We start from the raw sequence: 25,059 nt of genomic DNA, 5'->3' as shown, positions 1-25,059 counted from the left end.
GTAGGCAGTCATGAGGTCAGCGGCGGTAGAATATGCGCCGTCACGAGCTGAGCGGCGCAATTTCCAGCGTGTCCGCGTCAAGATTTACGGACGTTTCATGCTGGAAGACCGTACCGAACATCCATGCCAGGTGATCGATATGTCGCCCGGCAACGTGGCATTGCGCACGGAACGTATCGGCAAGCCGGGCGAGAAGGTCATCGCCTATATCGACCATATCGGGCGTGTCGAAGGCATTGTGACGCGCACGTCGCAGGACGGTTTCGCCATGACCGTGATCGCCTCGGACCGCAAGAAGGACAAGCTTGCCGCACAGCTCACCTGGCTTGCCAACAAGCATGAGCTCGACCTGCCGGAGGACCGCCGCCACGAGCGCGTGGCGCCGCGCAATCCGATGAGCGTTCTGCAGCTTACCGACGGGCGCCAGTATCAGTGTCGCATCATCGACCTGTCGCTCTCGGGCGCTGCGATTGAGATCGACGTCAAGCCGGCCATCGGTGTCCAGGTCATGCTCGGCACGATGCGCGGCCAAGTGGTGCGCCATTTCGAGGACGGTGTCGCCATCGAGTTCGCGGTCATCCAGCGTCCGGAAACGCTCGACCAGGAATTCAACGCGCCGCGGTCCTGACCTAAGCCCGCCAGCAGCGAAGCGAACCGGCCCTTGCGGCCGGTTTTTTGTCGCCTTTTTGGGCTGCCGGACGCAGCTGTCGAGCGCCGTGAAGTCCTAATGAAGCCCAGAAAATCTGAATAATTCAAAATCGCGATAGTTCAAATTTTATGTTTATTCTATCGGCGTTTTACTCAATGTCTACTTCGCGTTTTTGCGTCAAATAAATCCCATCGTGGCACAGTCTTCTCAAACGGGGAGACTACCACAATGAAAATGACGAGGGGCAAGCTGTTGCTCTTGGCAATAGCGATGCAGCTTCCCGCGTGGGGCACGGCAAGCGCAGCACCGGCTTTCATGCACACGGGTGGCCGCACCACCCAGCCGGTCGGCCACTACGATTTCTGCCAGCGCATTCCGGCCGAATGCAACCAGCGGACGCCGAAAGGTCCGCCGGTCGAGCTGACGCGTAAGCTGTGGGCGACGATCGTCAACGTCAACAATTCGGTCAACATCCGCGTCAAGCCGCGCACCGATATGGAGATCTACGGTGTGGAGGAATACTGGGCCTATCCCGACAACGGCTATGGCGACTGCGAGGACTATGGACTAGAGAAGCGCCGCGAGCTGATGGCCGTCGGCGTCCCGGCCGGTGACCTGTTGATGACGGTGGTGCGCCAGCCGAACGGCGAGGGCCATGCGGTGCTGACGGTGCGCACCAGCCTCGGCGAATTCATCCTCGACAATCTCGAGCCGAAAGTGCTCGCCTGGAACGACACGGTCTACACTTACCTCAAGCGTCAATCGACCGAGAATTCGGGCGTTTGGGTGACGATCAACGACGGCCGCGAGGAGGCGGTCGCCAGCGTCCGTTAAGGCGCCAAACAGATCGGGTGCGTCGCGGTAGACGCAGCGGCGTGCCCAAGGAGAAAGCCCGGTCGAGTCCCCACCCTCCCCGTCCCCAACGACCGGGTTTTAGGAGCCGGCCCCTGTCCCCGGGGCCGGCTCCGCCATTTCGGGTCGCGCCCACACCGGCTGCAACCGATCGGCGCCGCATTGCTGAGATGCCATAACCGCCACCCTTCCGCGCCGAGGCGGATGGGAGCATTATAGCGCGTTCGTTGCGGATGAAGGCGATGCTGGAAGTCCCTGAGGATCGCGGCGCCCGACACTGGCTTTTCAAGACTATCGACGACGCCTTCAAGACGGGTGACTTCGAAGGGCTTGGCAAGGCTTTGGGCGGCTCGGAGCGCTGGTTCGACGAGAGGATGCCGTTCGAGCTCGGCCTTGGCCATCCGCTGGAATACGCGATCTACTGGAGCCCGGCCACGTTCATCACCGCGCTTCTCGATGCCGGGTCGAATCCGAATTACGAAGATCCTGCCGGGTTTCCCTCGATCATTGCAGCGCTGTCGACAGAAAGGCCTGACCGGCTGGACGTCGTCCGTATCCTGCTCGAGTATGGCGCCGACCCCGATATGCGCGGCGTGAACGACTGGACGCCGCTGCATTATGCGGTGTCCCGGCGGGACGCCGAAGCTATCCGTCTCCTGCTCCTGTCAGGCGCGGACCCGTCGCTGAGGGCCCGCATCGACGACTATGAGACAGCCCTGGAAGGCGCCGAGCAGGCCGGCTTCGAAGCCGGCGTCTTTCTGTTGCGTGAGGCGCTGAACAGCCGCCCGATGTAATGACGCGCGGCCGCGGGCCGCCGCCGTCACACCGCCTTGAGCTTTGCCATGAACCGTTTGGCATTGGCCACATAGTGGGCGGCCGAGGCGCGCAGGCGCTCGATCACCGCTTCGTCCAGCGCCCTTATCACCTTGCCGGGCGAGCCGACGATCAGCGAATTGTCCGGGAAAATCTTGTTTTCCGTCACCAGGGCGCCGGCGCCGACCAGCGAATTGTTGCCGATCCTGGCGCCGTTCAGCACGATGGCACCCATGCCGATCAGGCTGTTGTCGCCGACCGTGCAGCCATGCAGCAGCGCCCTATGGCCGATCGTACAGCCTTGGCCGATGGTCAGCGGAAAGCCCGGATCGGTGTGCATGATCGTATGCTCCTGCACATTGGTATCGGCGCCGATCGTAATGGGCTCACCATCGCCGCGGATGGCGACGCCGAACCAAAAGCCGACATTGCGGCCGATCCGGATATTGCCGATCAGCGTGGCGTCCGGCGCAATCCAGTTCGTATCGGCATCCTCGAACTCAGGCGCTTTCCCATCGATCGCATAAACCGGCATTGTTCGTCTCCGAATCGTCTCAACCAGCGAATTCGAAGGACCCTAAGTTCTCGCTCGCCCAGGATGCAATGGCGATGAGCACGACGCCGAGCGCCAGCGCCCAGGCGATGGCCGTGCAGCCGCAAGACAACAGCGCCATCGTGCCGATGCGCCCTTCGCGCCGGGCGGCCAGGGCCTCGTTGGTGAGCATGAACGGCCCGGCGCAGGCCGTTGCCGCGAGCGAGCGCAGGATATGGACCGGCGAAATATAGGGTTCGGCAAAGGCCAGACGCCGGCCGGATAGCAGTTCCATGGCCGATCCGGCCAGTCCGCAAGCCGTGACGCCAACCGCAAACGCGTAAAGAACAAGCACAACGGGATCCATGTTTACCAACCATTTACCATGAAAACGCACAGTCGTGCCAACGCGCTGCAAGAGCTATGCCGCGCCGGCTGTGCCGCCGAAGGACAGGTGGGCGTATCGGGGAAGAGCGAATGAGAGACGCAACGGCTGCCGAGAGCCCGGACTTCGAGGTCGTCGATTCGACCCTGATGAAGCGGGTCTTCTACATCTTCGCGGCACTGGCGCTACTTTCGGTAGCGATCAGCGTCGGTGGCAAATGGCTTGGACGGTCAATCGCCATGGCCGGCTATACGGATGACACGACGGTGCGCCAGATCGTCATGGGCAACAATCTGATCAGCGTGCCGGCAAACTTCATCCGCTTCGATCAGGCCAGGCGCGACGGCATCGCCTCGCGGCTCGACCTCTATCTGCGCTATCCCGAGATGGACGGCTACAGCTCGGCCGCGCGCGACGACTTCAACCATACGACGACCAGGAAGATCATCTTCCTGTCGTTCGAGCCGCGGATGATGTCGCGCGACATGAGCGGCCGTTTCGCGCCGATCTACAGCTCCCTGATCGAAAAGCCGGGCACGCCAGGTCCGGGCGGCACGACGGTTTACGCTTTCACGGAAAAATCAGGCTATCTCAACGAGGTGCTGGCCGTCGCCGAACGTCCCGGCAAGGATCCGTTCGTCGCCCGCTGCTTGAGCGGTCCGAGCGCGGAGCAATCGCTGGCGCCCTGCGAGCGCGACATCCAGGTCGGCGACGATCTCAGCCTCACCTATCGTTTTCCCCGCGAGTTGCTGGCGAACTGGCCGGCACTCGACGCGGCCATCGCGGCCAAAGTGGCGAGTATTCTGAAGACTGGCCACTGACGCTGGCGGCTAGCCGAATATCCAACCAGATCATTTCTGCGCGCAGCCAGCGCTTCAAACCGGCAATCTGGCTCAACGGTTCGATGTCACGGGCGCCAAGATACGGTCTGGCATCGGGCTGACAAGGCGCGCTAATGGTCAGGCATGACCGATTTGAAGCCTTCCTATCTTGAGTTTGATCTCGCCAGCCGCCATCTGCGCCTCGACCCGCACGAGCCGGCCTTCGTGCAAGACCCTTACGAGGCCTACGCCTTTCTGCACGGCACTGCCAACGCCTTCTTCTGGGAAGACTACGGCTTCTGGTGCTTTGGCGGCTTCGACGACGTCAACCGTCTGCTGCGCGACCGCCGTTTCGGCCGCCAGAATCCGGCGGGGATTCCCGACAGCCGGGGCGTCGGGGACGACCGCTCGCACCTCGTCGCCTTCGACGCGATCGAGGCCAATTCCATGCTGGAGCTCGAGCCGCCGGTGCATACCCGGCTCAGAACACTGGTCAACCGCGCCTTCGTCTCGCGCCAGGTCGAGCGGCTCAGGCCGCGGATCGAGGCATTGGCCAACGAACTGGTCGACCGCTTCGAGCCAAACGGCGTCGACCTTCTGCCCGCCTACGCCTCGCCCTTGCCGATCACCATCATCGCCGAGATGCTCGGCGTTCCGGTTGAGATAGGGCCGCAACTGCTCGACTGGTCGCATCGGATGGTCGCCATGTACATGCATGGCCGCACGCGCGAGACCGAGGAGACGGCGAACCGCGCCGCCCGCGATTTTTCCGACTTCCTGCGGGACTATATTGCGGAGCGGCGCAAGAAACCTGGCGACGATCTGCTGTCGCTCTTGATCGAGGCCCAGGAGAACGGCCAGAAGCTTTCGGAAGACGAGCTGGTTTCCTCGGCCATCCTGCTTCTCAATGCCGGTCATGAAGCGACCGTGCACCAGACCGGCAATGCGCTGCGCTCGATCCTCGCGCAAGGCGGCGATCCGCGGCGTTTCTTCGAGACGCCTGAGAAAAACGTCGCGGCGGTCGAGGAGTGCCTGCGCTACAACGCGCCGCTGCATATGTTTCTGCGCTATGCCTATGAGGAGATGGAGGTTTCGCCAGGCATCCTGGTCAAACCTGGAGAGATGGTCGCGCTGCTGCTCGGCATGGCGAACCACGATCCGTTGGCTTTTGCCGGACCTGACACCTTCAATCCGGCCCGCACGGACCAGAAGAATGTTTCCTTCGGCGCCGGCATCCATTTCTGCATCGGCGCGCCGCTGGCCAGGCTGGAGTTGCAGGTGTCGCTGAAGACGCTGTTCGATCGGCTGCCCAACTTGCGCTTAGCGGAGACACCGCGCTTCCGCGACACTTACCATTTTCACGGGCTGGAACGGGTTGCCGTTACCTTTTGACCGGCGAACGATCCGCCTCGAACAGCTGAAATTATCGTTCGGAACTCAGACATGAAATTCGCCTACCTGCAGGAGCCGCCTTTTTGCTTCACCGATGGCGCGGGCAAGCTCGGCGGCTGCGACGCCGTGCTCGCCGAGAAGGTTTGCCAGATGCTTGACCTGGAGAACTTCTCGCCGATCGAGGCGGAATTCGCCGAACTGCTCCCCGGTTTGGTCGACGGCCGCTGGGACATGACGACCGGCCTGTTCATCTCCGAGGAGCGCGGCAAGCTCGTGGACTTCACGCGGCCGATCTGGTCACTGCCGGACGGGTTGATGGTCGCCAAAGGCAATCCACTGGAGCTGAACGGCTATCGCTCCGTCGCCCAACATCCTTCCGCTGTGCTCGCAGTGATATCGGGCCAGATCCAGCACCAGACCGGACTGCAGAACGGCGTTCCGCCCCAACGGATAAGGATATTCGCCACGCAGGCCGAAGCAGCCGAAGCCGTTGCGGCAGGCCATGTCGACGCCTATGCCAGCGTCGCCATGGCGCATCGCGGCTATGTCAACGGACGGGCTGGCGCACCGCTTGCGTTCATCGATGTCCCAGCCTCTGAAAAGCAGCCTGCGGCAGGCGCTTTCGCCCTCGCCAAGGGCAACGACGCGCTGCGCCGGCGTGTCGATCAATGTCTCGGCGATCTGCTTGGAAGTGCCTGGCACCGGGAGATCATGAGCCAATACGGCTTTTCCGACGACGATGTCGACCGGCTGCTCTGATTGCTGGAAGCATTCAAAGCCGGATCACATATTCCTTGCGCGTCGTCTCCAGCACTTCCCAGGTGCCCTTGAATCCGGGCCGCAGCACGAAACTGTCGCCGGCCCGCACGGTGCGCGCCTCGCCGCCATCTTCGGCGATCACTGAGACGCCGGACAGGATGTGGCAGAACTCCCATTCGTCATAGACGATGCGCCATTTGCCCGGCGTCGCTTCCCAGATGCCGGTATAGAGGCCGCCGTCACGCTCCTCGACGTTCCAGGTGCGGAATTTCGGATCGCCCGACAGCACGCGATCCGGGGCCGGCGCGCCGGCCTCCGGTTCGACGCTTTCGACATTGACCGCAAGAAAGGCCGACATATCAGACCTTGCCGAGCGCCTGTTCGAGATCGGCGACGATGTCGTTGACGTCCTCGATGCCGATCGACAGCCGCACCGTATCCGGCCCGGCGCCGGCCTTGACCTTCTGCTCGTCGGAAAGCTGGCGGTGCGTGGTCGAGGCCGGATGGATGACCAGCGATTTGGTGTCGCCGACATTGGCGAGATGCGAGAAGAGCTCGAGAGCCTCGACGAATTTGACGCCGGCCTCATAGCCGCCCTTGAGGCCGAAGGTGAAGACCGCGCCCGCGCCGTGCGGCGAATATTTCTTCTGCAGCGCATTATTCTTGTCGCCAGGAAGGCCGGGATAATTCACCCAGGCGACCTTGGGATGGTTGGAGAGCCAGCCCGCGACGCTCGCGGCGTTGTCGCAGTGGCGCTGCATCCTGAGCGGCAGCGTTTCCAGGCCGGTCAAAAGCAGGAAGGCGTTGAAGGGCGAGATCGCGGCGCCGATGTCGCGCAGGCCAAGCACGCGCGCGGCAATCGCGAAGGCGAAGTTGCCGAAGGTTTCGTGCAGGACGATACCGCCATATTCGGGACGGGGCTCCGACAGCATCGGATATTTGCCCGACTTCGACCAGTCGAAGGTGCCGCCATCGATGATGCCGCCGCCGATCGAATTGCCGTGGCCGCCGATGAACTTGGTCAGCGAATGCACGACGATGTCGGCACCGTGCTCGATCGGCCGCACCAGATAGGGCGAGGCCAACGTGTTGTCGACGATCAGCGGCAGACCGTGCTTGCGGGCGATGTCGCCGATCTTCTCGATGTCGACGAAGACGCCGCCGGGATTGGCAAGGCTCTCGATGAAGATCGCCTTGGTCCTGTCGTCGATCTGGCTCTCGAACGTCGAGGTATCGATCGGATCAGCCCAGCGCACCTCCCAGCCGAAATTCTTGAAGGCATGGCCGAACTGGTTGATCGATCCGCCATAGAGCTTGTTGGCGGCGATGAAATTATCGCCGGGCTGCATCAGATTGTGGAAGACCAGCACCTGGGCGGCATGGCCAGAGGCGACGGCAAGCGCGGCGGTACCGCCATCCAGCGCGGCAAGACGCTCCTCGAGCACCGCCTGCGTCGGATTCATGATGCGGGTGTAGATATTGCCGAAGGCCTTCAGCCCGAACAGCGAGGCGGCATGGTCGGCATCGTCGAAGACATAGGACGTGGTCTGATAGATCGGCGTAGCGCGGGCGCCGGTTGCCGGGTCGGGCCTGGCGCCGGCATGAACGGCTAAAGTGTTGAAACCGGGCGTACGGGCCATCGAAACCTACCTCTCCTGATCTTTTCCTGATCTTTCGAAAATCGCCGGGCATTCTTGGCCAAGCGCGGCTGGGAATGCAAAGAAGAAAATACCTTTCGGGACGCGATTTGCGACGAACGCCGGGAAAAATCCAATTCTTCCCGGATAATTTTTTCACGCCTGGCCAGCGGCCTATTTCTGCCGCACGCCGAAGCTCTGGAAGCTCTGCCTCATCAAAGGCTTCTTCGACGACAGCACGCCGGAGTTGACGCCGGTCCAGCCGATCTCGCCCGACAGCTTGCCATATTCGATCTTGGGACAGCGGTTCATCACCACCTTGATGCCGGCGGCCTCGGCCTGGGCAGCGGCCTCGTCGTGACGCACGCCAAGCTGCATCCAGACGACCTTGGGCAGCGGATCGAGCTTCAGCACTTGGTCGACGATGCCGGGCACGGCCGTCGAGCCTCGAAAAATATCGACCATATCGACCGGATGCGGCAGATCCGCCAGGCTGGCATAGACCGTCTGTCCGAGGATCTGCTTGCCGGCGTGACCGGGATTGATCGGCAGCACCGAAAAGCCTTTGGCCAAGAGGTATTTCAGCACGAAATAGCTTGGCCGCACGTCGTTGGGCGAGGCGCCGACCATGGCGATCGTCTTCACTGAGTTGAGGATACCGGCAATGTAGGCGTTGTCGTAGTTATCGTGATTCATAGTTCGTCCTCATACAGCGCTTCGGCGAGAAAGGCAGCCGGATCGCTGCAGAAGTCGCGCATCATGCGAAAATGATCGGTGTCCTGAAAATCGATCGGGTCGAGGCCGAAGCGGCTGATGCGAAAGAGCCTTGCATTCGGGCAAGCCATCAGAAGCGGCGAGTGCGTGGCCATGATCACCTGTGCGGTGCCCGACTGCTCCATGCGTTGAAGCAGTTTCAGCAATTCGATCTGGCGCGTCGGCGACAGCGCGCTTTCGGGCTCGTCGAGAATGTAGATGCCTTGCCGACGGCAGCGCTCCTCGAAGAAGCGGATGAAGCCTTCGCCATGCGACCAGGACAAAAAATCAGGCGGCGCCGCCCCGACATCCAGCGCGGCTTGGTCGAGATAGCGCGACACGGAGTAGAAGGATTCGGCGCGAAAGAACCAGCCAGCGGTGACTTTGGGAAGCCAGTGGGCACGAAGCGTGGTGCCGAGTGCAGCACCGCTCTTGTCGACGGCACGCGAATGGTCGACCGGCATGTAACCTTTTCCGCCGCCGGCCTCGTCATAGCCGGCAAGCGCTCCGATGGCTTCCAACAACGTCGACTTGCCGGTGCCGTTCTCACCGACGATGATGGTGATGGCCGAGGCGAATTCGAACTCGAATTCGCGGTCGCGGAAAATCGGCAGGCTCCAGGGATATTGGTCCCAGTCGGCAACGCGCGACGGCTCAAGCAGGATGCGCTTGAGATAGGGCGCTTTGAGCCGTGTCAGTTGCTTGCGGGCAGCCACGTCGAACCTTCAGCGATAGAAAAGCGCGGCATATGGAAGAACTATTCGTCGGTCCATTCCGGCTTGCGCTTGCCGATGAAGGCGCCGATGCCTTCCTCGGCGTCGCGCGCCAGCATGTTTTCGACCATCACGCGGCCGCTATAGGCATAAGCGTCGGCCAGCCCCATTTCGGCTTGCGCGTAGAAGGCTTCCTTGCCGGTTTTGACGACCACAGACGATTTCGAAGCAATGGTTTGCGCGTACTTGTTGACAACCTGATTCAGATATTCACGTGGCACGATGCGGTTGACCAGCCCGAACTCCTTGGCGGTGGCGGCGTCGATCGTCTCGCCGGTGAGCAGCATTTCCATGGCCTGCTTGCGCGAGACGTTGCGCGACAGCGCCACCATCGGCGTCGAGCAGAACAGGCCGATATTTACGCCAGGTGTGCAGAAACTCGCCTCATGCGAGGCAATGGCCAGGTCACAGCTCGCGACAAGCTGCAGGCCGGCGGCCGTTGCCAGGCCGTCGACCTCGGCGATCACCGGTTTCGGGTGGCGCACGATGGTCTGCATCAATTTCGCGCAGGCGGCGAAGGTCTTTTCGAAGAAGGCCCTGCCGCGATCCGGTTCGGCGCGGTGCGCCGTCATTTCCTTGAGGTCGTGGCCGGCACAGAACACTTTTCCCGACGCCGCCAGGATGATGACGCGCACGGATTTGTCGGTCCTCACGCGATCGAACTCGGCCTGCAACGCCGCCATCGTCGCCAGCGACAGCGCATTGGCCGGCGGGCTGGCGAGCGTGAGGCGCAGGACGCCCTTATCCTGGCTGACAAGAACGGGGCCGTCGCCGACGGCGGGCTTGATGGCAACGACTTCAGCCATTTTTAAACCTCTCGATCAGCGCTCGCGGCTTATGGAGCAACAGAACTATCACGCTGCCGGTTGAAGAACAGTCGCGGGGCGTGTTTTCTTCGTCGCACCGTTGGTCCAGGCATATCGCCCGGAGCTTGCCATTTATATAGGACGCCGCCATGCCCGCCCAAAGCGATCTGAAGCCAATGCTCAACGCGGCGGAAGTCAATGCGCTGATGGCAAGCGTCTATCCGCAACTCAACGACAATTTCATCTCCTATGAGGCGATCGACGTGTTTCCGGGCGGCTGCATGGTGCGGCTCAACGCCGACGAGCGGCATCTGCGCCCCGGCGGCACGGTATCCGGTCCGGCGCTGTTCACGCTGGCCGACATCGGCGGCTATGTCTGCGTGCTCAGCCATGCCGGGCCGGACGCGCTTTCGGTGACGGTCAACCTCGACATCAATTTCATGCGCAAGGCCGAAGCCGGTCCGATCGACGGCCATTGCCGCATCCTGAAGCTCGGCAAGAGCCTGATGGTGTTCGATATCGACATTGTCGCCGGCCCGGACGGACACACCGTCGCGCACGCCACCGGCACCTATTCGATCCCGAGGAAGCGCCAGGATGATGCGGTAAAATAGTACCACCTCCTCAGACCATTGTTTTTGCTGTATTTATTCCCGAGAACTCATTTGCCATTACCTTGACGCGCCAAGCGCCCTCGCCTATAAGCCCTCCCGAAGCAGCGGCCCGAAAAGGCCGCCGTTTTGTTATTGGCGGGGCGGCTCCGGTCCTCCCTTCAATCCAAGCAACAAAAAACGCCTTCTCCTGTCCCTCCTGGACGGGAAAGGTCAACCTGAGAGCAAAACCATGGCTACCTTTTCGCAGAAGCCTGCGGATGTGGTGAAGAAGTGGGTGCTGATCGACGCCGAAGGTCTCGTCGTCGGTCGTCTGGCCACCGTCATCGCCAACCATCTGCGCGGCAAGCACAAGCCCACCTTCACCCCGCATGTCGATGATGGCGACAACGTCATCGTCATCAATGCCGACAAGGTGGTGTTCACCGGCAAAAAGTACACCGACAAGGTCTATTACTGGCACACCGGTCATCCCGGCGGCATCAAGGAGCGCACCGCGCGCCAGCTGCTCGAGGGCCGTTTCCCCGAGCGCGTCGTCGAGAAGGCCGTCGAGCGCATGATCCCGCGCGGCCCGCTTGGCCGTCGCCAGATGAAGAATCTCCGCGTCTATGCTGGCGCCGAGCATCCGCACACCGCCCAGCAGCCCGTCACGCTCGACGTGGCCAAGCTGAACTCCAAGAACAAGAGGGCCTCGTAATGGCTGAGCTTTCCTCGCTCGCAGAACTCGGCACAGTCGCCGCGCAGCCGGCCGCGCCCGTGCATGTCCAGAAGCTCGACAAGTCGGGCCGCGCCTATGCCACCGGCAAGCGCAAGAACGCCATCGCGCGTGTCTGGGTGAAGCCGGGCTCCGGCAAGATTACCGTCAACGACAAGGAATTCGCGACCTATTTCGCGCGTCCGGTGCTGCAGATGATCCTCAACCAGCCGATCGTCGCGGCCAACCGCGCCGGCCAGTACGACATCGTCGCCACCGTCATCGGCGGCGGCCTCTCCGGCCAGGCCGGTGCAGTGCGTCACGGCATCTCCAAGGCGCTGACCTACTATGAGCCGGGCCTGCGCTCGGTGCTCAAGAAGGGCGGCTTCCTGACCCGCGACAGCCGCGTGGTCGAGCGCAAGAAGTACGGCAAGGCGAAGGCCCGCCGCTCGTTCCAGTTCTCGAAGCGCTAAGCTGCGAAGTCCAAGCATTTCGAAAGGCCGCCTCCGGGCGGCCTTTCTTGTTTTCATCACCAGTGCCCGGCCGGCGTTTTGATATAGTCGATGAAGGCGCGCAGCGGCGCCGGCACCAAGCGCCGGCCAGGATAATAAAGAAACGGCCCCGAGAAGCTTTGCCACCACGGCTCGAGCACAGGTTCCAGGACGCCGCTGTCGAAATACGGGCGTACCCAGTCCTCGAAGAGCCAAAGAATGCCGACGCCGGCGATCGCCGCATCGATGGCGAGATCGACGCCGCCGCCGATGCTGACGACCAATGGCCCCGTGGTATCGACCCGCACCACTTCGCCGTCGCGCTCGAATTCCCAGGGCGTCATGACCCCGCTCGGAAAGCGACCGCGCACGCACGCGTGCCCAAGCAGGTCACGCGGGTGTTGCGGCCGACCGTGCCGGTCAAGGTAGGACGGCGCGGCGGAGGTCGTGAAGCGCTGCGCGCGCGGCCCGATCGGCACCGCCATCATGTCCTGCTCCAGCCGCTCGTCATAGCGGATGCCCGCATCGCAGCTGGCCGCCAGCAGATCGACAAAGTTTTCCTCCGCGATCACCTCCAGGCGAATGGCGGGATAGGCCGCGAGAAATCCCGGAACGATTTTGGGCAGCACCAGCCGCGAGGCGCTTATCGGCACGTTGAGACGCAAGATTCCGGCGGGCCGGTCGCGAAAGCCGTTCACCACATCGAGCGCGGCCTCCACCTCACCCAGCGCGGGGCCAAGACGCGCCAGCAGGCTGGCACCTGCCTCGGTCAGGGCGACACTGCGCGTGGTACGATTGAAGAGCCTAACACCGAGTTGGGTTTCCAGACGGCGGACGGCTTCGCTGAGCACTGAGGCGCTGCCTGCAGTCACGCGGGCCGCTTCGCGAAAGCCGCCGGCGCGTGCGACGGCCATAAATGCCTGGAGATCGTTGAGATCAGCCGCCATTGTTCTTAGTTCCGCACAGGTCGTGCCGGTTATACCCGGTTATCAGGACAGCAACCATCCCTTATCTCCCTCGCCGACAGCGAAGGAGAGCAACAATGTCCAGTGTAGACAAATCCGGTACCTATAAACTCGGCGACCGCTCGGTGCATCGCCTCGGCTATGGCGCCATGCAGCTTGCGGGGAAAGGTGTGTTCGGTCCGCCGAAGGACCATGACGCGGCTATCTCCGTGCTGCGCGAAGCGGCGGCAAATCGGGTCAATCACATCGATACCAGCGATTTCTACGGGCCGCACGTCACGAACCTACTGATCCGGGAGGCGCTGGCGCCCTATTCCGACGATCTCGTCATCGTCACCAAGATCGGCGCACGCCGCGGCAGCGACGCCTCCTGGCTGCCGGCCTACTCGCCCAAGGAGCTCACGCAAGCCGTGCACGACAATCTGGGCAATCTCGGACTCGACGCGATAGAAGTGGTCAATTTGCGCATCATGTTCGACACCCATGGCCCCGCCGAAGGCTCGATCGAAGCGCCGCTGACGGCGCTGGCCGAACTGCAGCGCAAGGGCCTGGTGCGCCATATCGGCTTGAGCAACGTGACCCGCGCGCAGATCGCGGAAGGCCGAAAGATCTGCGACATCGTCTGCGTGCAGAACCAGTACAACCTCGCGCACCGGAACGACGACGCGCTGATCGATGAACTGGCGCGCGACGGCATCGCCTATGTGCCGTTCTTCCCGCTTGGCGGCTTCAGCCCGTTGCAGTCGTCGACGCTGTCGGGCGTGGCGGAACGGCTTGGCGCGACGCCGATGCAAGTTGCGCTGGCTTGGCTGCTGCAGCGCTCGCCGAACATCCTCTTGATCCCGGGCACGTCATCGGTCGGGCATTTGCGCGAGAATCTGGCGGCCGCGGAGCTGGAGCTGTCGGGGGATGCGCTGCGGGAGCTGGAGGGCGTGGCGAAAGCGGCGTGAGGCCGGCGCCGTCACCCCGCCCGCGCCTACGGCGCGACCTCCCCATCAAGAGGAGGTAGGGCGCCGAGCCATACGTTCGAAGATCCGCTTAATCTCATCGACTTCGCAGGCGTCCAGCGAAGAGGAGTTCGCACGACGCTCTACCTCCCCTCGACGGGGAGGTCGGCGCGAAGCGCCGGGTGGGGTGAAGCGCCAACGCCAGCTAATTGATGCTCGCCGTATGCGCCGGCTCAGCATGCTTGCTCTCCGTCGCATAGGGCACGCGATAACCATTAGCCGCCAGCCACGCGATCGCGGCTTTCGGCTCGTCGGTCTGGATGATGGTGGCGCCGTGGTCGACCCAGAAACCCCAAGCTTCGCGCGGCAGGCCGGCGGCGACGGCTAGCTCGTCGCCGCGCCCGCCGGCAAGAAAGCCGCCCGGCTTGTTGACGATCGCATAGGTGTCGGCCCAAACGTGCCAGTCGCCGCGGGCCGCTTCCGCCCGCATGTGGTTGCCGAACAGCGGCCCGCCGGTCGGCGTCAGCGTCTCGGCGCCGTTGCGCCAGGTGATCAATTCTATGGCGCGCGGCGCAAACGCCTTGTCGACCTCGCCGGCGAAGGCGGCGTCATGCACGGCGTCGTCGGCGAGGATCGGCATGAACTGGAAGCCGCCGCCGGCCTTGGCAAGTGCTGCGCTCGCGGCATCGATGCGCTGCCGGTTCCACAAGTTCTCCTTGACGATCACCTGGTCGGCCATGCCGAGATCGCGCGCCTCCGCGATCATGCCCGGCAGGTCGCTCACCTCGAGCTTGTTGTCGAGATGGATCAGGATCCTGTCCCTGGTCGTAAGCAGCATCTCGCGCAACGTCGACACCGTCTCGTTGGTGACGGCGCCCGTGCCCTCGATGACCAGCCGGCATTTCTTCAACTCGGCAAGCGTGTAGCTCGCCACTTCGCCCTTGCAGGTGGTCGTTCTGTCGAGCCAGCTGTCATGCATGATGACGAACGCGCCGTCTTTCGCGCGCCTCACATCGACTTCGACGATCTCGGCGCCGATGGCGATCGAGCCTTCGACCGCGGCCAGCGAATTCTCGGCGTAGAGCGTCTTGCCGGCCTGCATGCTGCCGGCGCGGTGCGCGGCGATCATCACATGATCGCGCCATTGGTTGGCGTGCTCGAAGCGGTCGAGTATCTGGCTGGCCCGGCTTTCACCGGCTAAGCTTTGCCCGGCAACGGTGGCAAAGGCGGCGGACAAGGCAAGGCTCAGCCAGAGTGTTCGCATCGGGGAATCGCTCCGTTCCGGGTTGGGACCCGGTTAAGCGATGCCCATGACAGGGCAGTGAACGAAGCCGGCTAGTGTTTTGTGTTTGACGCAATTCCGGACGGAAGGGCTACGGCGAAGCCGCCGAGGCTAACCGCTTCACACTTTTCCTGGAATTGCTCGGGTCAAATCCGCTTGGCGAGGCGCCGGGACCAGGCCAGCGCCGGCATTTCGACGAAGCGCCAGGTGAAGCAGGACGCGGCGATGACGGCGATCAACATAGCGATCAAAGCCGCGGAGCCGATCCAGGGCGCGCCGGTGCCGAAGCCGGTCGCATGGTCGCTGCGCAGCATCAGATCACCGACGACGCCGAGCCCGAGCTTGCGTTCGATCAGGCTGCCGACATTGATCATGCGCGCCTGGACGAAGATGTGGACCATGTAGATCGAATAGGAGAGCGAGCCGAGCAGCAGCATCGGCCGGCTGCGCAAAGCCACGCTGACCCACCCGCCCTCATGCGCAAAAAGATAAAGCGCCAGAGCGAAGACGACTGGCGCCGCAATGCCGGCGTCATTCGTTCCCGCCACCGAAACGAACAGCGCGATCACGACGATCATCGCCAGCTCGGCCAGCGTCCAGGCGAGGCGCCCGGCCCCGCCGCTCAGCGCCTGTCGCGCCTCTGCAATGGAATCGTGCTGAAACCAGGCAAGCAGCGCGCCGAGCGAGAAGCCGTAAAGACAGCGGATGAAGCCGAAATCGAAGGACACGTCCATATGACGCGTCGAGACCGCGAGCAGGAAAAGCGGCGCCGTAACGGCGGCGGCGGCGAACCATATCCAGGCGCGCTGGCCCGTGGCGAAGACGACGGCGGCAAAGAGCAGGTAGGTGAAGAACTCGGCCGAAATGCTCCAGCTCGGCGCATTCCAGCTCAGATGATCCTCAACCCCCATGCCTTGCAGAAGGAAGAGGTTGGCGACGAGGGTTTTCAGGTCGAAACCGGCAGTGAAGGGCGCGGGACCCGTTCCGTGCAGGGCCGGCAGGACGAGCCGCAGCGCCTCGAAGCCGGCAAATGCGGCAAGCATCAGGAGATGCAACGGATAGATGCGGCCGAAGCGCACCAGGGCGAACCGGGCAAGGTCGTCCTGCTCGTTCAGCCGGCTGCCATAGGCGCTGGCAATGACGAAGCCGGAGAGCACGAAGAAGAAATCGACGAACAGATAGGAGCCGCCGACAAAGGCGCTTTGCGAAATCATCGAGGTGGTCGGAAAGTGGAACAGCGCCATCAGCAGCGCGCAGATGCCGCGCCAGGAATCCAGCACCAGGAAGCGCTCGCCGGCCATCGTGCTGACACGGGTCGCCGCGGGTGCGGGCGCAAGGTTAAGCAAGGCGGTCTCAGCCATAATGATACAAATCCTGTGTTGCCGTGGCACTCGCCGAGCGCCGCTTCCTTTCCGCATGCTGTGACTGGCATGTTGCGTGCCGGTTCTGTAGTTGTGGCTGTCCGATGAAACCGAGGACCCGCAATGGCGAATAAAGAGATCGACCACGCCTTCACCGCCCGTTCGAAAACGGGGGCGGCACTTGAGCCAGCCTATTCCGGTGCGCTGTCGTTCATGCGGCGCAAATACACCAAGGACGTGAAGGGGGCGGACGCAGTCGTGTGGGGCATTCCTTTTGACGCCGCAGTGACCAACCGGCCGGGCGCCCGCTTCGGGCCGCAGGCGATCCGCCGCGCCTCGGCGATCCTCGAGAACGATCCGCAATACCCTTTCTCCCGCGACCTGTTCGAACCGCTCGCGGTGGTCGACTATGGCGATTGCCTGCTTGACAGCGGCAACCATCAGAAGACCCCCGGCGCGATCGAGCGCGAGGCGGCCAAGATCCTGAGATCGGGCGCTTTCCTTTTGACGCTCGGCGGCGATCATTTCGTCACCTGGCCGCTGCTCAAGGCGCATGCCGCGATCCACGGGCCGTTGGCGCTCGTTCAGTTCGACGCGCATCAGGATACCTGGCCGGATGACGGCAAGCGCATCGATCATGGCTCCTTCGTCGCCCGTGCAGTGAAGGAGGGCATCATCGACCCGGATCGCTCGATTCAGATCGGCATCCGCACGCATGCGCCGGACACGTTCGGCATCAAGATCCTCTACGGCCATGAGGTCGAGGAGATGCGGGCTTCGGATATCGCCTACGCGATCGTCGACCGGACTGGCGGCAGAAAGACCTATCTCACCTTCGACATCGACTGCCTCGACCCAGCCTTCGCGCCAGGGACGGGCACGCCGGTTGCCGGCGGTCCATCATCTGCCAAGATGCTCTCGACGCTGCGCCAGCTCGGCCAGGTCGATATCGTCGGCGCCGACGTCGTCGAGGTTGCGCCTGCCTACGACCATGCCGATATTACGGCGATCGCCGGATCGATGATCGCCATGCACTATCTGGGCCTCGTGGCCGAACGAAAGGTGCGGCTCGAGGATCTGAACAACGGCACCCATGCCGTGCTACAAAGCGCGCACGGCATATAGGCCTGAGCTCGCAAGGAATTTGGCAACCGATGAAACCGAAAATCTTCATTGACGGCGAGCATGGCACGACAGGCCTGCAGATCAGGGCGCTGCTTGCCGATCGCGGCGACCTGGAGATCATCTCCATTCCCGCCGATCGCCGCAAGGAAGCCGCGGCCAGAGCTGAATTCCTCAATGCCGCCGATGTCGCGATCCTTTGCCTGCCGGATGCGGCGGCCAAGGAAAGCGTGTCGCTGATTGCGAACGATACGACAAAGGTCATCGACGCCTCGACCGCGCATCGGGTGGCTGAAGGTTGGGAATATGGCTTCGCTGAAATGGACAAGGACCAGGCGAAGAAGATCGCCAGTGCGAAACGCATCGCCAATCCGGGCTGCTGGCCACAAGGGCCGATAGCGACCCTGCGACCGCTGGTTGCGGCCGGCCTGCTGCCTGCCGACTTCCCGGTCACCGTCAACGGCATCTCCGGTTATTCCGGCGGCGGCCGGCCGATGATCGAGGATTATGTCAGCAAGGGCGAGGACGCGCCCGAGTTCCTGCCCTACGGGCTGACGCTGCAGCACAAGCATGTGCCGGAGCTCCGCACCTATGCAAAGCTGTCGCACGACCCGATCATGCAGCCGGCAGTGGGCAATTTCGCGCAGGGCATGATCACCGTGGTGCCGCTGCAGCTCGGCGGTCTCGAGCGCGTTCCGACCGGCGCCGAGCTTCACGCGGCGATTGCCGACCACTATGCGTCGATCGATGGCGGCGTGGTCGAGGTCGCGCCCTATACACATGTGGAGCGCATGCCGGAGATCGACCCCGAGGTCTATAACGGCACCAACCGGATGAAGGTCTATGTGTTCGCCAATGACGAGAGGGCGCAGGCACTGCTGATGGCCGTCTACGACAATCTCGGCAAGGGCGCGTCCGGGGCCGCGGTGCAGAACCTGGACCTGATGCTCGGCATCAAGCACTGAGTAATGCAAGCGTTTCCCGAGCGCTGGAAGGTCAGCGCTCCCGAACTCATTCGGACAGTCGCCACGCGCCATTCTCGACCATGCAATCGCCTATGGCTGCCTGTCAGCCGCTTCGCATCGCGAGGACAAGAATGCGATCGACGAGAACCGCGAACTGGCCATCGCCGATGCCGTTCGAAAGGTCGGCCTCAGCTTCTGACGCTCACCTCCGTCGGCAACGGATAAGCGCCCTTGGTGCCGCGCCAATGCGCGGCGGCGAAGCCGAGCAACACAAGCGCGATCGCCTGATGCGTCAACGCCATGTGCAGCGGCACCTGCATCAGCAGCGTGCCGATGCCAATCGAGGCCTGGACGACCACCAGCGCGAACAGAAGCGTGGCCCGGCGGGCATGGGTGGTGCCGGGCTGGCGCCTCCACGTCGCGATCATATGCCAGAGCGCCACGACAAAGATCGTGTAGGCGCCTAGCCGGTGGACGAACTGCACCGTCTTCGGATTTTCAAAGAAGTTTAGCCAGGCGGGCTTCAGGAGAAGCAGATCGGAGGGGATCACCTTTCCATCCATCAGCGGCCATGTGTTGTAGGAAAGGCCCGCGTGCAGCCCGGCGACCAGCCCGCCGAGATAGATCTGGATCAGCGCCAAAAGCACGATGAAGCCGGCGAGCCGCTGCGTCGGCCGGTCGGCGGCGGGCTCCGAATGCGGCGCAAGACCCCGCGCGACCACCATGGTGGCGGTGAAGATCAGCGCGGCGAGCGTCAGATGCGTCGCCAGCCTGTATTGGCTGACCGAGATACGGTCGGCCAGGCCCGAAGCCACCATCCACCAGCCGATGGCGCCTTGCAGTCCGCCGAGCAGAAGGATGCCGAGGAGCTTCAGCCCCAGGCCGCGTTCGATGCGGCGCGTCACCCAGAAGAACAGCAGCGGCAAGGCAAAGACGACGCCGACGCTGCGCGCCAGGATGCGGTGCGCCCACTCCCACCAGAAGATCGACTTGAAGTCCTCGACGCTCATGCCCTTGTTGATCTCGGTATATTGCGGGATCTGCTGATAGCGCTGGAACTCTTCCTGCCATTCGGCGTCGTTGAGCGGCGGGATGACGCCGTGTATCGGCTGCCACTCAGTGATCGACAGCCCGGAGCCGGTGAGACGCGTGGAACCGCCGACCAGCACCAGCGCGACCAGCACGAGCAGCACGACGTAGAGCCAGCCGCGCACCAAAGCGCGGTTGTGGAGGTCGCGGTCGCGTGCGGCACAGGGGGCTGTGGCGGTGATGGCAGCCATTTCGCTTTCCCGGCGGTTGAAACGCGCGATTGGTGGACCAAGGCCGCTCAACTGGCAAGACTGGACAGCGCGGCACGCCGTCGCGCCGGGCCGCGACGGTTGCGCGCTCTCGTCATTCGGCCTAAGCGGGGCGGGTCAACGGAACCGCGACATGCCCATTCGCCTGAAAAAGCTGATCGGAACCATATTGCTTGTGGCGCTGGTCGTCATCTATGCGCTGATCGCCTCCGCCGTCGCGGTCACCAGGCTCGCCGAATACGGGCCCACGGCGCATCTCCTGTTCTTCCTGCTCAGCGGCTTTCTCTGGGTTCTGCCGGCCATGGCCATCATCAAATGGCTGATCATCGAGCCGCGCCCGAAGGGCTGACCCTCACAGGCGTCACGTCATGGTACCGACCAAGGCGCAGAGCGAGGCAGACTTCAGATCGTCACCACCATCTTGCCGGCATTGGCCAGCGGCGTCGTAATGCCGGACAGCATCGTGCGGAAATGCGCAAGGCTCTGATAGCGGCCGTTGACGGAGATGCGCGGCAGCGCGTGCAGGAAACCGGCATGCTCGGCACGCAGCACACCGTGCCGCGTGGTCACCGCCGAGGCATAGCCTGCGTCGCGGGCAAAGCCCACTTCGCGGCAACTGACGGCGCTGGGATAGCCGTAAGGGTAAGCCAGATGACGCGGCTCCTCGCCGAGCTTTTCCTTGAGGATGCGACGGACGTCACCGATCTCATGGCGCGCATCGGGTTCGGACAGCCGCTTCAAGTTCCGATGATTGACGGTATGCGCGCCGATGGTCACCAGCGAATGGGCGGCCATGGTGCGAAGCTCATCCCAGCTCATCAAGGTGCACGGGCGGCCTGTGCTGAATTCATAGCCGTTCGAACGGGCGAGTTCACGCAGTGTAGCGCCCTGCTCTTCCTCGGGGACTTCCGACGTTAGCCAGGCGTTCAGCCGCGCGACGGCCTGGATCTTTCGACCTTGTGTCGAGCAATCGATTACCGTCGGCTTGCCCGCCATCATCAGCGTCAGGCGCGAACTGGTGTCGACGATGTCCTCGATCACGTCCCACCAGAGATCGACGGCGCCGTCGATCAGGCCGGGGGCGACGTAAATGGTAATCGGCGCTCCGTGCTGTTCCAGGACCGGAAGCGCCTCAGTCATGTTGTCGCGATAGGCGTCGTCGGCAGTGATTGTCGCGAACTGGCCGCCTTTGCCACCCACCTTGATGCGTTCGATCGCTTCATCAAGGGAAACAAAGGCATAACCGCGCCCCTTCATGTCCGCGATCAGCCTGTCGAGGAAGGCGGGAGCGATGTTCAGGTGCCGATTGAAGCTGTTTGGCTTCTCCGGTGCCGCGGTGACGCGGTGCAGCATCAGGATAGCGCCGATGCCGCCGACGAACGGCCGCGCCAACGGCGCGAGACCGGAGTAGCGGGCAAGGTTCAGCGCCAGTTTCCGGATTGCCTCGCCCCCGTCGATCATTCCTTCACCTTTTGCGCCTAGGCTTATTCAAGCACGACAGTCGCCTATGCGAACCCCAGGTTGCAACCAATACGTCTTAAGGATTGAGGGATGGTTGACGCCACCGCTTCATTTGACGGCAACCGGGTCGCGGCCAACGAGATTTCCGCGCGCCCGGTGCGAGCCGACCAGGACCGGTGGACTGCGACCGCAAGCGACGACACCGGCGTTGCCGACTATGTTCAATTCTGCGCCTCGGCGCTGTTCGCGCCGGCGCAAAGCGCATCCTGGGTCAGCAACTGGGCGGCCGCGACCGGCGCCGACATGGTTGTCGCGACGCTGTCCTACGATGGCCGCCCGGCGCTATCTTTGGCGCTGGAAGTTGTGCGACGCGGCCCATTCAAGGTTGCCCGTTTCGCCGGCGGTCGACATGCCAACGGCAATTTCGCCACTGCTGACCCGCGGCTCCTCCCCGCTATCGACAACCCTGCGATCCGCGCGATGTTCAAGGCAATCGCCCGAACGCGGCCGGATATCGACCTGATCTCACTGGAAAGGCTGCTGCCCGACCTCGATGGCGTCGCTAACCCGCTCGCCGCGCTGCCCGGTTTCCCAAGTCCGAACCTCGCTCTCGCGGTCGATCTCGACGGCGGGTTCGACGCGCTGCTGTCACGCGCGAGCGGCAAGCGCAAGCGCAAGAAGCACCGCTCGCAGACGCGCAAGTTCGAGGCTGTCGGCGCCTTCCGCCGCATCGAGGCCCGCACCCGCGAGGAGGTTGACAGGCTGCTCGATGCCTTCTTCGAGATGAAGGAAGCGCGTTTCGCCAAGATGGGCATCGCCAATGTCTTCGGCGACAGGCAAGTACGCGACTTTTTCCGGGCGCTGTTCGCCGATGCGCTGGCCGAGGAAAAGCCGCCCTTCCTGCTGCACGGCCTCGATGTGGCGGGCAAGCTGCGCGCGGTGACCGGCTCCAGCCGGTCCGGCAAGCGGCTGATCTGCGAGTTCGGCGCCATTGCCGAAGACGATCTATCCTTCACCAGCCCGGGCGACTTCCTGTTCTTCGACAACATCCAGCAAGCCTGCGAGCTTGGCTTCGATGTGTATGACTTCTCGGTCGGCGACGAGCCTTACAAGCGGCTCTGGTGCGACATCGAGGTCCAGCATTTCGAGGTGCTTGCGCCGCTGACGCTGAAGGGCCGGGCGCTGGCGACAGGGCTGCGGCAAGGCGCGCGGGCGAAGGCCTTCATCAAGAATAACCCGACGATCTGGAAACTGACCAAGATGCTGCGCCGCAAGGCTGCCGGACAGCCAGCGCCCGCTCCCGCCGAGGACGATAATTGATCGTCGCGCTTTAAACCGATTGCGCTGCTTCAGCACTGTCGCGCTTTCGCCTTACTCAGGCGGCCGACCGCCTGCCCGGCACCGGCGTTCCGGGCGGTTCATGGCCGATCGGCGTCACCAGCATGAGATTCGGGTAGCCGTTCTCAATCAGCTTCACCGCTGCCTGGGTCACCTGGTCGTCGGCTTCCAGCATCGACAGGAAGACTTCGGTGCCGTCGCCGACCAGGCGGCTGATGCCCTGCGCATCGGCCGGGCCGCATTCGACCACGACGAGGTCGTAGGCCGTGGTCAGCGATTGCATGATGATGGGCAGCCGGTCGGCGGCGCGCATGGCGCGGACCGGATCGGCGGTGCCGACCGGAATGACATGCGCATCCGAATAGAGATCGGGATGGATGACGTCACTGAACTGCGCTTCGGAAGCGAGCAGATTGGTGATGCCCGGGAACAGGCTCGAGTCCAGCATCGGCCGCGACGCCGCGCCCGACGCGGTCAGATCGAGCAGCAACACGCGCAGGCCGGCGTCGGATACTTCGCGGGCCACGAGCACGGCGGACGCGGCCGCTTCGTCGCCTTCCGGCGACACGAAGATCGCACGCGCGGCGCCTGAGGCGATCAGCTTCTCCGCAGCCTTTTCGACATCCATCTCGCCGAGCCTGGATTGCCTTGGTTCAGGCATCGGTTCGCCCGGCTCGGAGGTCTCCATGGCGGCTGCGCGATCCTCCGCCTGCTCGCTCTCTGCCGGTCTCGGGAGCTCCGCTTCGGCGATCGAATGTCCTGCCGCGGTGTCCCCGTAAGGCGCGAAAGCCCGACCCTCATCATGTGCCTCGGCGACCATGGGTTCCACCCTGGCCGCAGGCATCGCCACCTGCTCGATATCGGTGAAACGGGCTCCCGCGGCCGGACGCATGGCGCGACCCGAGAACAGCTCGCCAAGCAGCGTGCCGATCGCCATCAGCAGCAGCGAAGCGGCGGCGGCAGCACCGGTGATCGGCCCTATCTTCGGGAAATAGGGCTGGGACGGCACCTGGGCTCGCGCGATCAGATTCGCCGCGACGGGCGAGTATCTGCGATCCTTGCGCGAGGCCACCGCATTGTAACTCGCCATATAAGATTCAAGCTGTTGGCGCTGGACGTTCGCGTCGCGCTGCAAGGCGTCCAACTGCACCTGCTGCTCGCCGGCTCGCGCCGAGGCGGCTTTCAGAGTGTTAACGTCCGCGATCAGCTGATCCTCGCGGGCCTTGGCCGTCTGGGCCTGGGCCGACAGCCCCCGGATGATCTTTTGCGCCTCGTTGCGAATCTGGCCGTCGAGGTCGGCAAGCTGCGACTTCAGCGCGCGGATGCGCGGATGGTTATCGAGCAAGGTCGTGGAAAGATCGGCAATGTTGGCCCGCAGCTCCACCTGGCGCTCGCGCAGGCGCTGGATCAGATCCGAGGACAGGACTTCCGGCACGCTGTCCAGCGAACCGCCATTCTGCAGCGCTCGACGCACGCTCTCGGCGCTCGCCTCGGCGGCCGCGCGGCTGGCGCGCACGCGCGACAACTCGCTCGACAGTTCGGCGAGCTGCTGAGTCGGAAGCACCGCATTGTTGCCGCCCATCAGAAGGTCGGACTGGGCCCGGAAGGCCGCGACCTTGGCCTCGGCGTCCTTCACCTTGTTCTGCAGGTCGGCGATTTCCGGCGCGAGGAAGTCGGTGGCTGCGGCGTTCGATTCGAGCTTGGCGTCGCTCTTCGAGGCGATATAGGCGTCGGCAATGCCATTCGCGATCGCCGCGGCAAGCTTGGGATCCTTCGAGGCGAACTCGATGGCGATCGCACGCGTCTTTTCGACTGCATAGACATTGAGCTTGTCGTGCATGGCATTCAGCACGCGCTCTTCCGGCGGAATATCGACGGGATCGCTTTTCAAGCCGACAAGGACGAGCACGCGACCGAGCGCCGACATCTTCAGCGTTTCATCGAACTCCGGCAGCTTGTCCAGATTGAGCTTGGTCGCCACCTGCTTGAGGATGTCGGGCGAGGAAATGATCTGGACCTGGGTGGCCACGCCCTGTTCATCGAGAATCGGCTTCTCGTCGTCGTTGGTGCCCGGCGGCCGGGTGTATTCCGATTCGCGCGAGCCAATCTCCAGCTTGGCTGTCGCCTTATAATAAGGCGTCGCGAGCCAGGCCAAGGCGAAGGCGAGCCCGGTGACCACGAGGGTCACGAGGACAATGCGCAGCCAGTTTCGCGCCAGGCTGGCGAAAAGCTGCCTCAGATCGACATCGACATCTGCGGCCGCGGACTGAACGGACATGCATCCTGCTCCGAACTTTGAGTCGAGGATGGACCGTAAACAACTATGGTAACTCACCGGTTAAGATCAGAATG

The 25,059-nt window shown here is 63.3% G+C and carries 27 protein-coding genes; 14 read left to right on the top strand and 13 right to left on the bottom strand.

Features of this window, described 5'->3' with window-relative positions:
- The first annotated feature begins 10 nt into the window (after positions 1–10).
- The 3 genes from O7A05_RS15200 (at position 11) to O7A05_RS15190 (ending at position 2,295) form a co-directional block, all read left to right on the top strand.
- Positions 11–628: a PilZ domain-containing protein gene (locus tag O7A05_RS15200; RefSeq protein WP_337093882.1), complete on the top strand. Its 618-nt coding sequence runs from the start codon at positions 11–13 to the stop codon at positions 626–628.
- A 249-nt stretch (positions 629–877) separates the two neighbouring features.
- Positions 878–1,483, top strand: coding sequence for a transglutaminase-like cysteine peptidase (locus O7A05_RS15195; protein WP_337093881.1), 606 nt, complete (start codon positions 878–880; stop codon positions 1,481–1,483).
- A gap of 260 nt (positions 1,484–1,743) precedes the next feature.
- A complete protein-coding gene (locus O7A05_RS15190; RefSeq protein WP_337093880.1) occupies positions 1,744–2,295 on the top strand; it encodes an ankyrin repeat domain-containing protein in 552 nt (183 codons plus the stop codon).
- 26 nt (positions 2,296–2,321) lie between these two features.
- On the opposite strand, the gene O7A05_RS15185 is transcribed toward O7A05_RS15190, so the two are convergent.
- Together O7A05_RS15185 and O7A05_RS15180 are read right to left on the bottom strand one after the other, a co-directional pair.
- On the bottom strand, positions 2,322–2,849 hold the full coding sequence (locus O7A05_RS15185; protein ID WP_337093879.1) for a gamma carbonic anhydrase family protein: 528 nt from the start codon (positions 2,847–2,849) through the stop codon (positions 2,322–2,324).
- 19 nt (positions 2,850–2,868) lie between these two features.
- Positions 2,869–3,213: a DUF6949 family protein gene (locus O7A05_RS15180; RefSeq protein ID WP_337093925.1), complete on the bottom strand. Its 345-nt coding sequence runs from the start codon at positions 3,211–3,213 to the stop codon at positions 2,869–2,871.
- A gap of 110 nt (positions 3,214–3,323) precedes the next feature.
- Here O7A05_RS15180 and O7A05_RS15175 point away from each other — a divergent pair, with 110 nt between their 5' ends.
- The 3 genes from O7A05_RS15175 (at position 3,324) to O7A05_RS15165 (ending at position 6,203) form a co-directional block, all read left to right on the top strand.
- The gene (locus O7A05_RS15175) at positions 3,324–4,052 is read left to right on the top strand and encodes a hypothetical protein (protein WP_337093878.1); all 729 of its coding nucleotides are present in this window, start codon (positions 3,324–3,326) and stop codon (positions 4,050–4,052) included.
- Between the two features lie 144 nt (positions 4,053–4,196).
- Positions 4,197–5,444 (top strand): cytochrome P450, encoded by a 1,248-nt coding sequence (locus tag O7A05_RS15170; RefSeq protein WP_337093877.1) that lies wholly within the window; start codon positions 4,197–4,199, stop codon positions 5,442–5,444.
- Between the two features lie 51 nt (positions 5,445–5,495).
- Positions 5,496–6,203: a transporter substrate-binding domain-containing protein gene (locus O7A05_RS15165; RefSeq protein WP_337093876.1), complete on the top strand. Its 708-nt coding sequence runs from the start codon at positions 5,496–5,498 to the stop codon at positions 6,201–6,203.
- 13 nt (positions 6,204–6,216) lie between these two features.
- On the opposite strand, the gene O7A05_RS15160 is transcribed toward O7A05_RS15165, so the two are convergent.
- The 5 genes from O7A05_RS15160 to O7A05_RS15140 form a co-directional block, all read right to left on the bottom strand.
- Entirely contained in the window at positions 6,217–6,561 is a 345-nt protein-coding gene (locus O7A05_RS15160; protein ID WP_337093875.1) for a cupin domain-containing protein, read from the bottom strand.
- Position 6,562: 1 nt separating this feature from the next.
- Entirely contained in the window at positions 6,563–7,843 is a 1,281-nt protein-coding gene (locus tag O7A05_RS15155; protein ID WP_337093874.1) for an O-acetylhomoserine aminocarboxypropyltransferase, read from the bottom strand.
- A gap of 171 nt (positions 7,844–8,014) precedes the next feature.
- Positions 8,015–8,536 (bottom strand): CoA-binding protein, encoded by a 522-nt coding sequence (locus tag O7A05_RS15150; RefSeq protein ID WP_337093873.1) that lies wholly within the window; start codon positions 8,534–8,536, stop codon positions 8,015–8,017.
- The gene (locus tag O7A05_RS15145; RefSeq protein ID WP_337093872.1) at positions 8,533–9,309 is read right to left on the bottom strand and encodes an AAA family ATPase; all 777 of its coding nucleotides are present in this window, start codon (positions 9,307–9,309) and stop codon (positions 8,533–8,535) included. The genes O7A05_RS15150 and O7A05_RS15145 overlap by 4 nt, the downstream gene beginning before the upstream one ends.
- Before the next feature lie 41 nt (positions 9,310–9,350).
- A complete protein-coding gene (locus tag O7A05_RS15140; RefSeq protein ID WP_337093871.1) occupies positions 9,351–10,172 on the bottom strand; it encodes an enoyl-CoA hydratase in 822 nt (273 codons plus the stop codon).
- Between the two features lie 149 nt (positions 10,173–10,321).
- Between O7A05_RS15140 and O7A05_RS15135 the strand changes: the two genes are divergently transcribed.
- The 3 genes from O7A05_RS15135 (at position 10,322) to rpsI (ending at position 11,950) form a co-directional block, all read left to right on the top strand.
- Entirely contained in the window at positions 10,322–10,786 is a 465-nt protein-coding gene (locus O7A05_RS15135; RefSeq protein ID WP_337093870.1) for a PaaI family thioesterase, read from the top strand.
- 229 nt (positions 10,787–11,015) lie between these two features.
- Positions 11,016–11,480, top strand: a complete 465-nt coding sequence (gene rplM, locus O7A05_RS15130; RefSeq protein ID WP_040983169.1) for a 50S ribosomal protein L13 — start codon at positions 11,016–11,018, stop codon at positions 11,478–11,480.
- On the top strand, positions 11,480–11,950 hold the full coding sequence (rpsI, locus tag O7A05_RS15125) for a 30S ribosomal protein S9 (protein WP_040999876.1): 471 nt from the start codon (positions 11,480–11,482) through the stop codon (positions 11,948–11,950). The genes rplM and rpsI overlap by 1 nt, the downstream gene beginning before the upstream one ends.
- A 56-nt stretch (positions 11,951–12,006) precedes the next feature.
- Here the strand turns inward: rpsI and O7A05_RS15120 are convergent, their stop codons facing one another.
- Positions 12,007–12,915 carry a LysR family transcriptional regulator gene (locus O7A05_RS15120; RefSeq protein ID WP_337093869.1) on the bottom strand — a complete coding sequence of 303 codons (909 nt, stop codon included), beginning with the start codon at positions 12,913–12,915 and terminating at the stop codon, positions 12,007–12,009.
- 95 nt (positions 12,916–13,010) lie between these two features.
- Here O7A05_RS15120 and O7A05_RS15115 point away from each other — a divergent pair, with 95 nt between their 5' ends.
- Positions 13,011–13,883, top strand: a complete 873-nt coding sequence (locus tag O7A05_RS15115) for an aldo/keto reductase family oxidoreductase (protein ID WP_337093868.1) — start codon at positions 13,011–13,013, stop codon at positions 13,881–13,883.
- A 202-nt stretch (positions 13,884–14,085) separates the two neighbouring features.
- Here the strand turns inward: O7A05_RS15115 and O7A05_RS15110 are convergent, their stop codons facing one another.
- A complete protein-coding gene (locus O7A05_RS15110; protein WP_337093867.1) occupies positions 14,086–15,144 on the bottom strand; it encodes a glycerophosphodiester phosphodiesterase family protein in 1,059 nt (352 codons plus the stop codon).
- Positions 15,145–15,308: 164 nt separating this feature from the next.
- On the bottom strand, positions 15,309–16,523 hold the full coding sequence (locus O7A05_RS15105) for an acyltransferase family protein (RefSeq protein WP_337093866.1): 1,215 nt from the start codon (positions 16,521–16,523) through the stop codon (positions 15,309–15,311).
- 123 nt (positions 16,524–16,646) lie between these two features.
- Here O7A05_RS15105 and speB point away from each other — a divergent pair, with 123 nt between their 5' ends.
- Positions 16,647–17,648, top strand: coding sequence for an agmatinase (speB, locus tag O7A05_RS15100; RefSeq protein WP_224582213.1), 1,002 nt, complete (start codon positions 16,647–16,649; stop codon positions 17,646–17,648).
- 29 nt (positions 17,649–17,677) lie between these two features.
- Positions 17,678–18,610, top strand: coding sequence for an N-acetyl-gamma-glutamyl-phosphate reductase (gene argC, locus O7A05_RS15095; RefSeq protein ID WP_337093865.1), 933 nt, complete (start codon positions 17,678–17,680; stop codon positions 18,608–18,610).
- A gap of 188 nt (positions 18,611–18,798) precedes the next feature.
- Here argC and O7A05_RS15085 read toward each other — a convergent pair whose 3' ends face one another.
- Entirely contained in the window at positions 18,799–19,890 is a 1,092-nt protein-coding gene (locus O7A05_RS15085) for a COX15/CtaA family protein (RefSeq protein WP_337093864.1), read from the bottom strand.
- Between the two features lie 151 nt (positions 19,891–20,041).
- On the opposite strand from O7A05_RS15085, the gene O7A05_RS15080 reads away from it, so the two are divergent.
- Positions 20,042–20,257, top strand: coding sequence for a DUF2842 domain-containing protein (locus O7A05_RS15080; RefSeq protein ID WP_040999884.1), 216 nt, complete (start codon positions 20,042–20,044; stop codon positions 20,255–20,257).
- Between the two features lie 53 nt (positions 20,258–20,310).
- On the opposite strand, the gene O7A05_RS15075 is transcribed toward O7A05_RS15080, so the two are convergent.
- The gene (locus O7A05_RS15075) at positions 20,311–21,369 is read right to left on the bottom strand and encodes a polysaccharide deacetylase family protein (RefSeq protein WP_337093863.1); all 1,059 of its coding nucleotides are present in this window, start codon (positions 21,367–21,369) and stop codon (positions 20,311–20,313) included.
- Positions 21,370–21,459: 90 nt separating this feature from the next.
- On the opposite strand from O7A05_RS15075, the gene O7A05_RS15070 reads away from it, so the two are divergent.
- Complete coding sequence (locus O7A05_RS15070) at positions 21,460–22,689, top strand: GNAT family N-acetyltransferase (protein ID WP_337093862.1); 1,230 nt, start codon at positions 21,460–21,462, stop codon at positions 22,687–22,689.
- 55 nt (positions 22,690–22,744) lie between these two features.
- On the opposite strand, the gene O7A05_RS15065 is transcribed toward O7A05_RS15070, so the two are convergent.
- Positions 22,745–24,985 (bottom strand): GumC family protein, encoded by a 2,241-nt coding sequence (locus O7A05_RS15065; protein ID WP_337093861.1) that lies wholly within the window; start codon positions 24,983–24,985, stop codon positions 22,745–22,747.
- Positions 24,986–25,059 lie beyond the last annotated feature (74 nt).

This window comes from Mesorhizobium argentiipisi (SeqCode) (assembly GCF_037179585.1).
GTDB lineage: Bacteria > Pseudomonadota > Alphaproteobacteria > Rhizobiales > Rhizobiaceae > Mesorhizobium > Mesorhizobium argentiipisi.
The sequence above is the reverse complement of the archived record's forward strand: the minus strand, read 5'-3'. Positions and strand labels throughout refer to the sequence as shown.

Excerpts from the sequence above, each read along its gene's own strand:
- O7A05_RS15200 (WP_337093882.1), top strand. The coding sequence starts at position 11 with ATGAGGTCAGCGGCGGTAGAATATGCGCCGTCACGAGCTGAGCGGCGC.
- O7A05_RS15195 (WP_337093881.1), top strand. The coding sequence starts at position 878 with ATGAAAATGACGAGGGGCAAGCTGTTGCTCTTGGCAATAGCGATGCAG.
- O7A05_RS15190 (WP_337093880.1), top strand. The coding sequence starts at position 1,744 with ATGCTGGAAGTCCCTGAGGATCGCGGCGCCCGACACTGGCTTTTCAAG.
- O7A05_RS15185 (WP_337093879.1), bottom strand. The coding sequence starts at position 2,849 with ATGCCGGTTTATGCGATCGATGGGAAAGCGCCTGAGTTCGAGGATGCC.
- O7A05_RS15180 (WP_337093925.1), bottom strand. The coding sequence starts at position 3,213 with ATGGATCCCGTTGTGCTTGTTCTTTACGCGTTTGCGGTTGGCGTCACG.
- O7A05_RS15175 (WP_337093878.1), top strand. The coding sequence starts at position 3,324 with ATGAGAGACGCAACGGCTGCCGAGAGCCCGGACTTCGAGGTCGTCGAT.
- O7A05_RS15170 (WP_337093877.1), top strand. The coding sequence starts at position 4,197 with ATGACCGATTTGAAGCCTTCCTATCTTGAGTTTGATCTCGCCAGCCGC.
- O7A05_RS15165 (WP_337093876.1), top strand. The coding sequence starts at position 5,496 with ATGAAATTCGCCTACCTGCAGGAGCCGCCTTTTTGCTTCACCGATGGC.
- O7A05_RS15160 (WP_337093875.1), bottom strand. The coding sequence starts at position 6,561 with ATGTCGGCCTTTCTTGCGGTCAATGTCGAAAGCGTCGAACCGGAGGCC.
- O7A05_RS15155 (WP_337093874.1), bottom strand. The coding sequence starts at position 7,843 with ATGGCCCGTACGCCCGGTTTCAACACTTTAGCCGTTCATGCCGGCGCC.
- O7A05_RS15150 (WP_337093873.1), bottom strand. The coding sequence starts at position 8,536 with ATGAATCACGATAACTACGACAACGCCTACATTGCCGGTATCCTCAAC.
- O7A05_RS15140 (WP_337093871.1), bottom strand. The coding sequence starts at position 10,172 with ATGGCTGAAGTCGTTGCCATCAAGCCCGCCGTCGGCGACGGCCCCGTT.
- O7A05_RS15135 (WP_337093870.1), top strand. The coding sequence starts at position 10,322 with ATGCCCGCCCAAAGCGATCTGAAGCCAATGCTCAACGCGGCGGAAGTC.
- rplM (WP_040983169.1), top strand. The coding sequence starts at position 11,016 with ATGGCTACCTTTTCGCAGAAGCCTGCGGATGTGGTGAAGAAGTGGGTG.
- rpsI (WP_040999876.1), top strand. The coding sequence starts at position 11,480 with ATGGCTGAGCTTTCCTCGCTCGCAGAACTCGGCACAGTCGCCGCGCAG.
- O7A05_RS15120 (WP_337093869.1), bottom strand. The coding sequence starts at position 12,915 with ATGGCGGCTGATCTCAACGATCTCCAGGCATTTATGGCCGTCGCACGC.
- O7A05_RS15115 (WP_337093868.1), top strand. The coding sequence starts at position 13,011 with ATGTCCAGTGTAGACAAATCCGGTACCTATAAACTCGGCGACCGCTCG.
- O7A05_RS15110 (WP_337093867.1), bottom strand. The coding sequence starts at position 15,144 with ATGCGAACACTCTGGCTGAGCCTTGCCTTGTCCGCCGCCTTTGCCACC.
- O7A05_RS15105 (WP_337093866.1), bottom strand. The coding sequence starts at position 16,523 with ATGGCTGAGACCGCCTTGCTTAACCTTGCGCCCGCACCCGCGGCGACC.
- speB (WP_224582213.1), top strand. The coding sequence starts at position 16,647 with ATGGCGAATAAAGAGATCGACCACGCCTTCACCGCCCGTTCGAAAACG.
- argC (WP_337093865.1), top strand. The coding sequence starts at position 17,678 with ATGAAACCGAAAATCTTCATTGACGGCGAGCATGGCACGACAGGCCTG.
- O7A05_RS15085 (WP_337093864.1), bottom strand. The coding sequence starts at position 19,890 with ATGGCTGCCATCACCGCCACAGCCCCCTGTGCCGCACGCGACCGCGAC.
- O7A05_RS15080 (WP_040999884.1), top strand. The coding sequence starts at position 20,042 with ATGCCCATTCGCCTGAAAAAGCTGATCGGAACCATATTGCTTGTGGCG.
- O7A05_RS15075 (WP_337093863.1), bottom strand. The coding sequence starts at position 21,369 with ATGATCGACGGGGGCGAGGCAATCCGGAAACTGGCGCTGAACCTTGCC.
- O7A05_RS15070 (WP_337093862.1), top strand. The coding sequence starts at position 21,460 with ATGGTTGACGCCACCGCTTCATTTGACGGCAACCGGGTCGCGGCCAAC.
- O7A05_RS15065 (WP_337093861.1), bottom strand. The coding sequence starts at position 24,985 with ATGTCCGTTCAGTCCGCGGCCGCAGATGTCGATGTCGATCTGAGGCAG.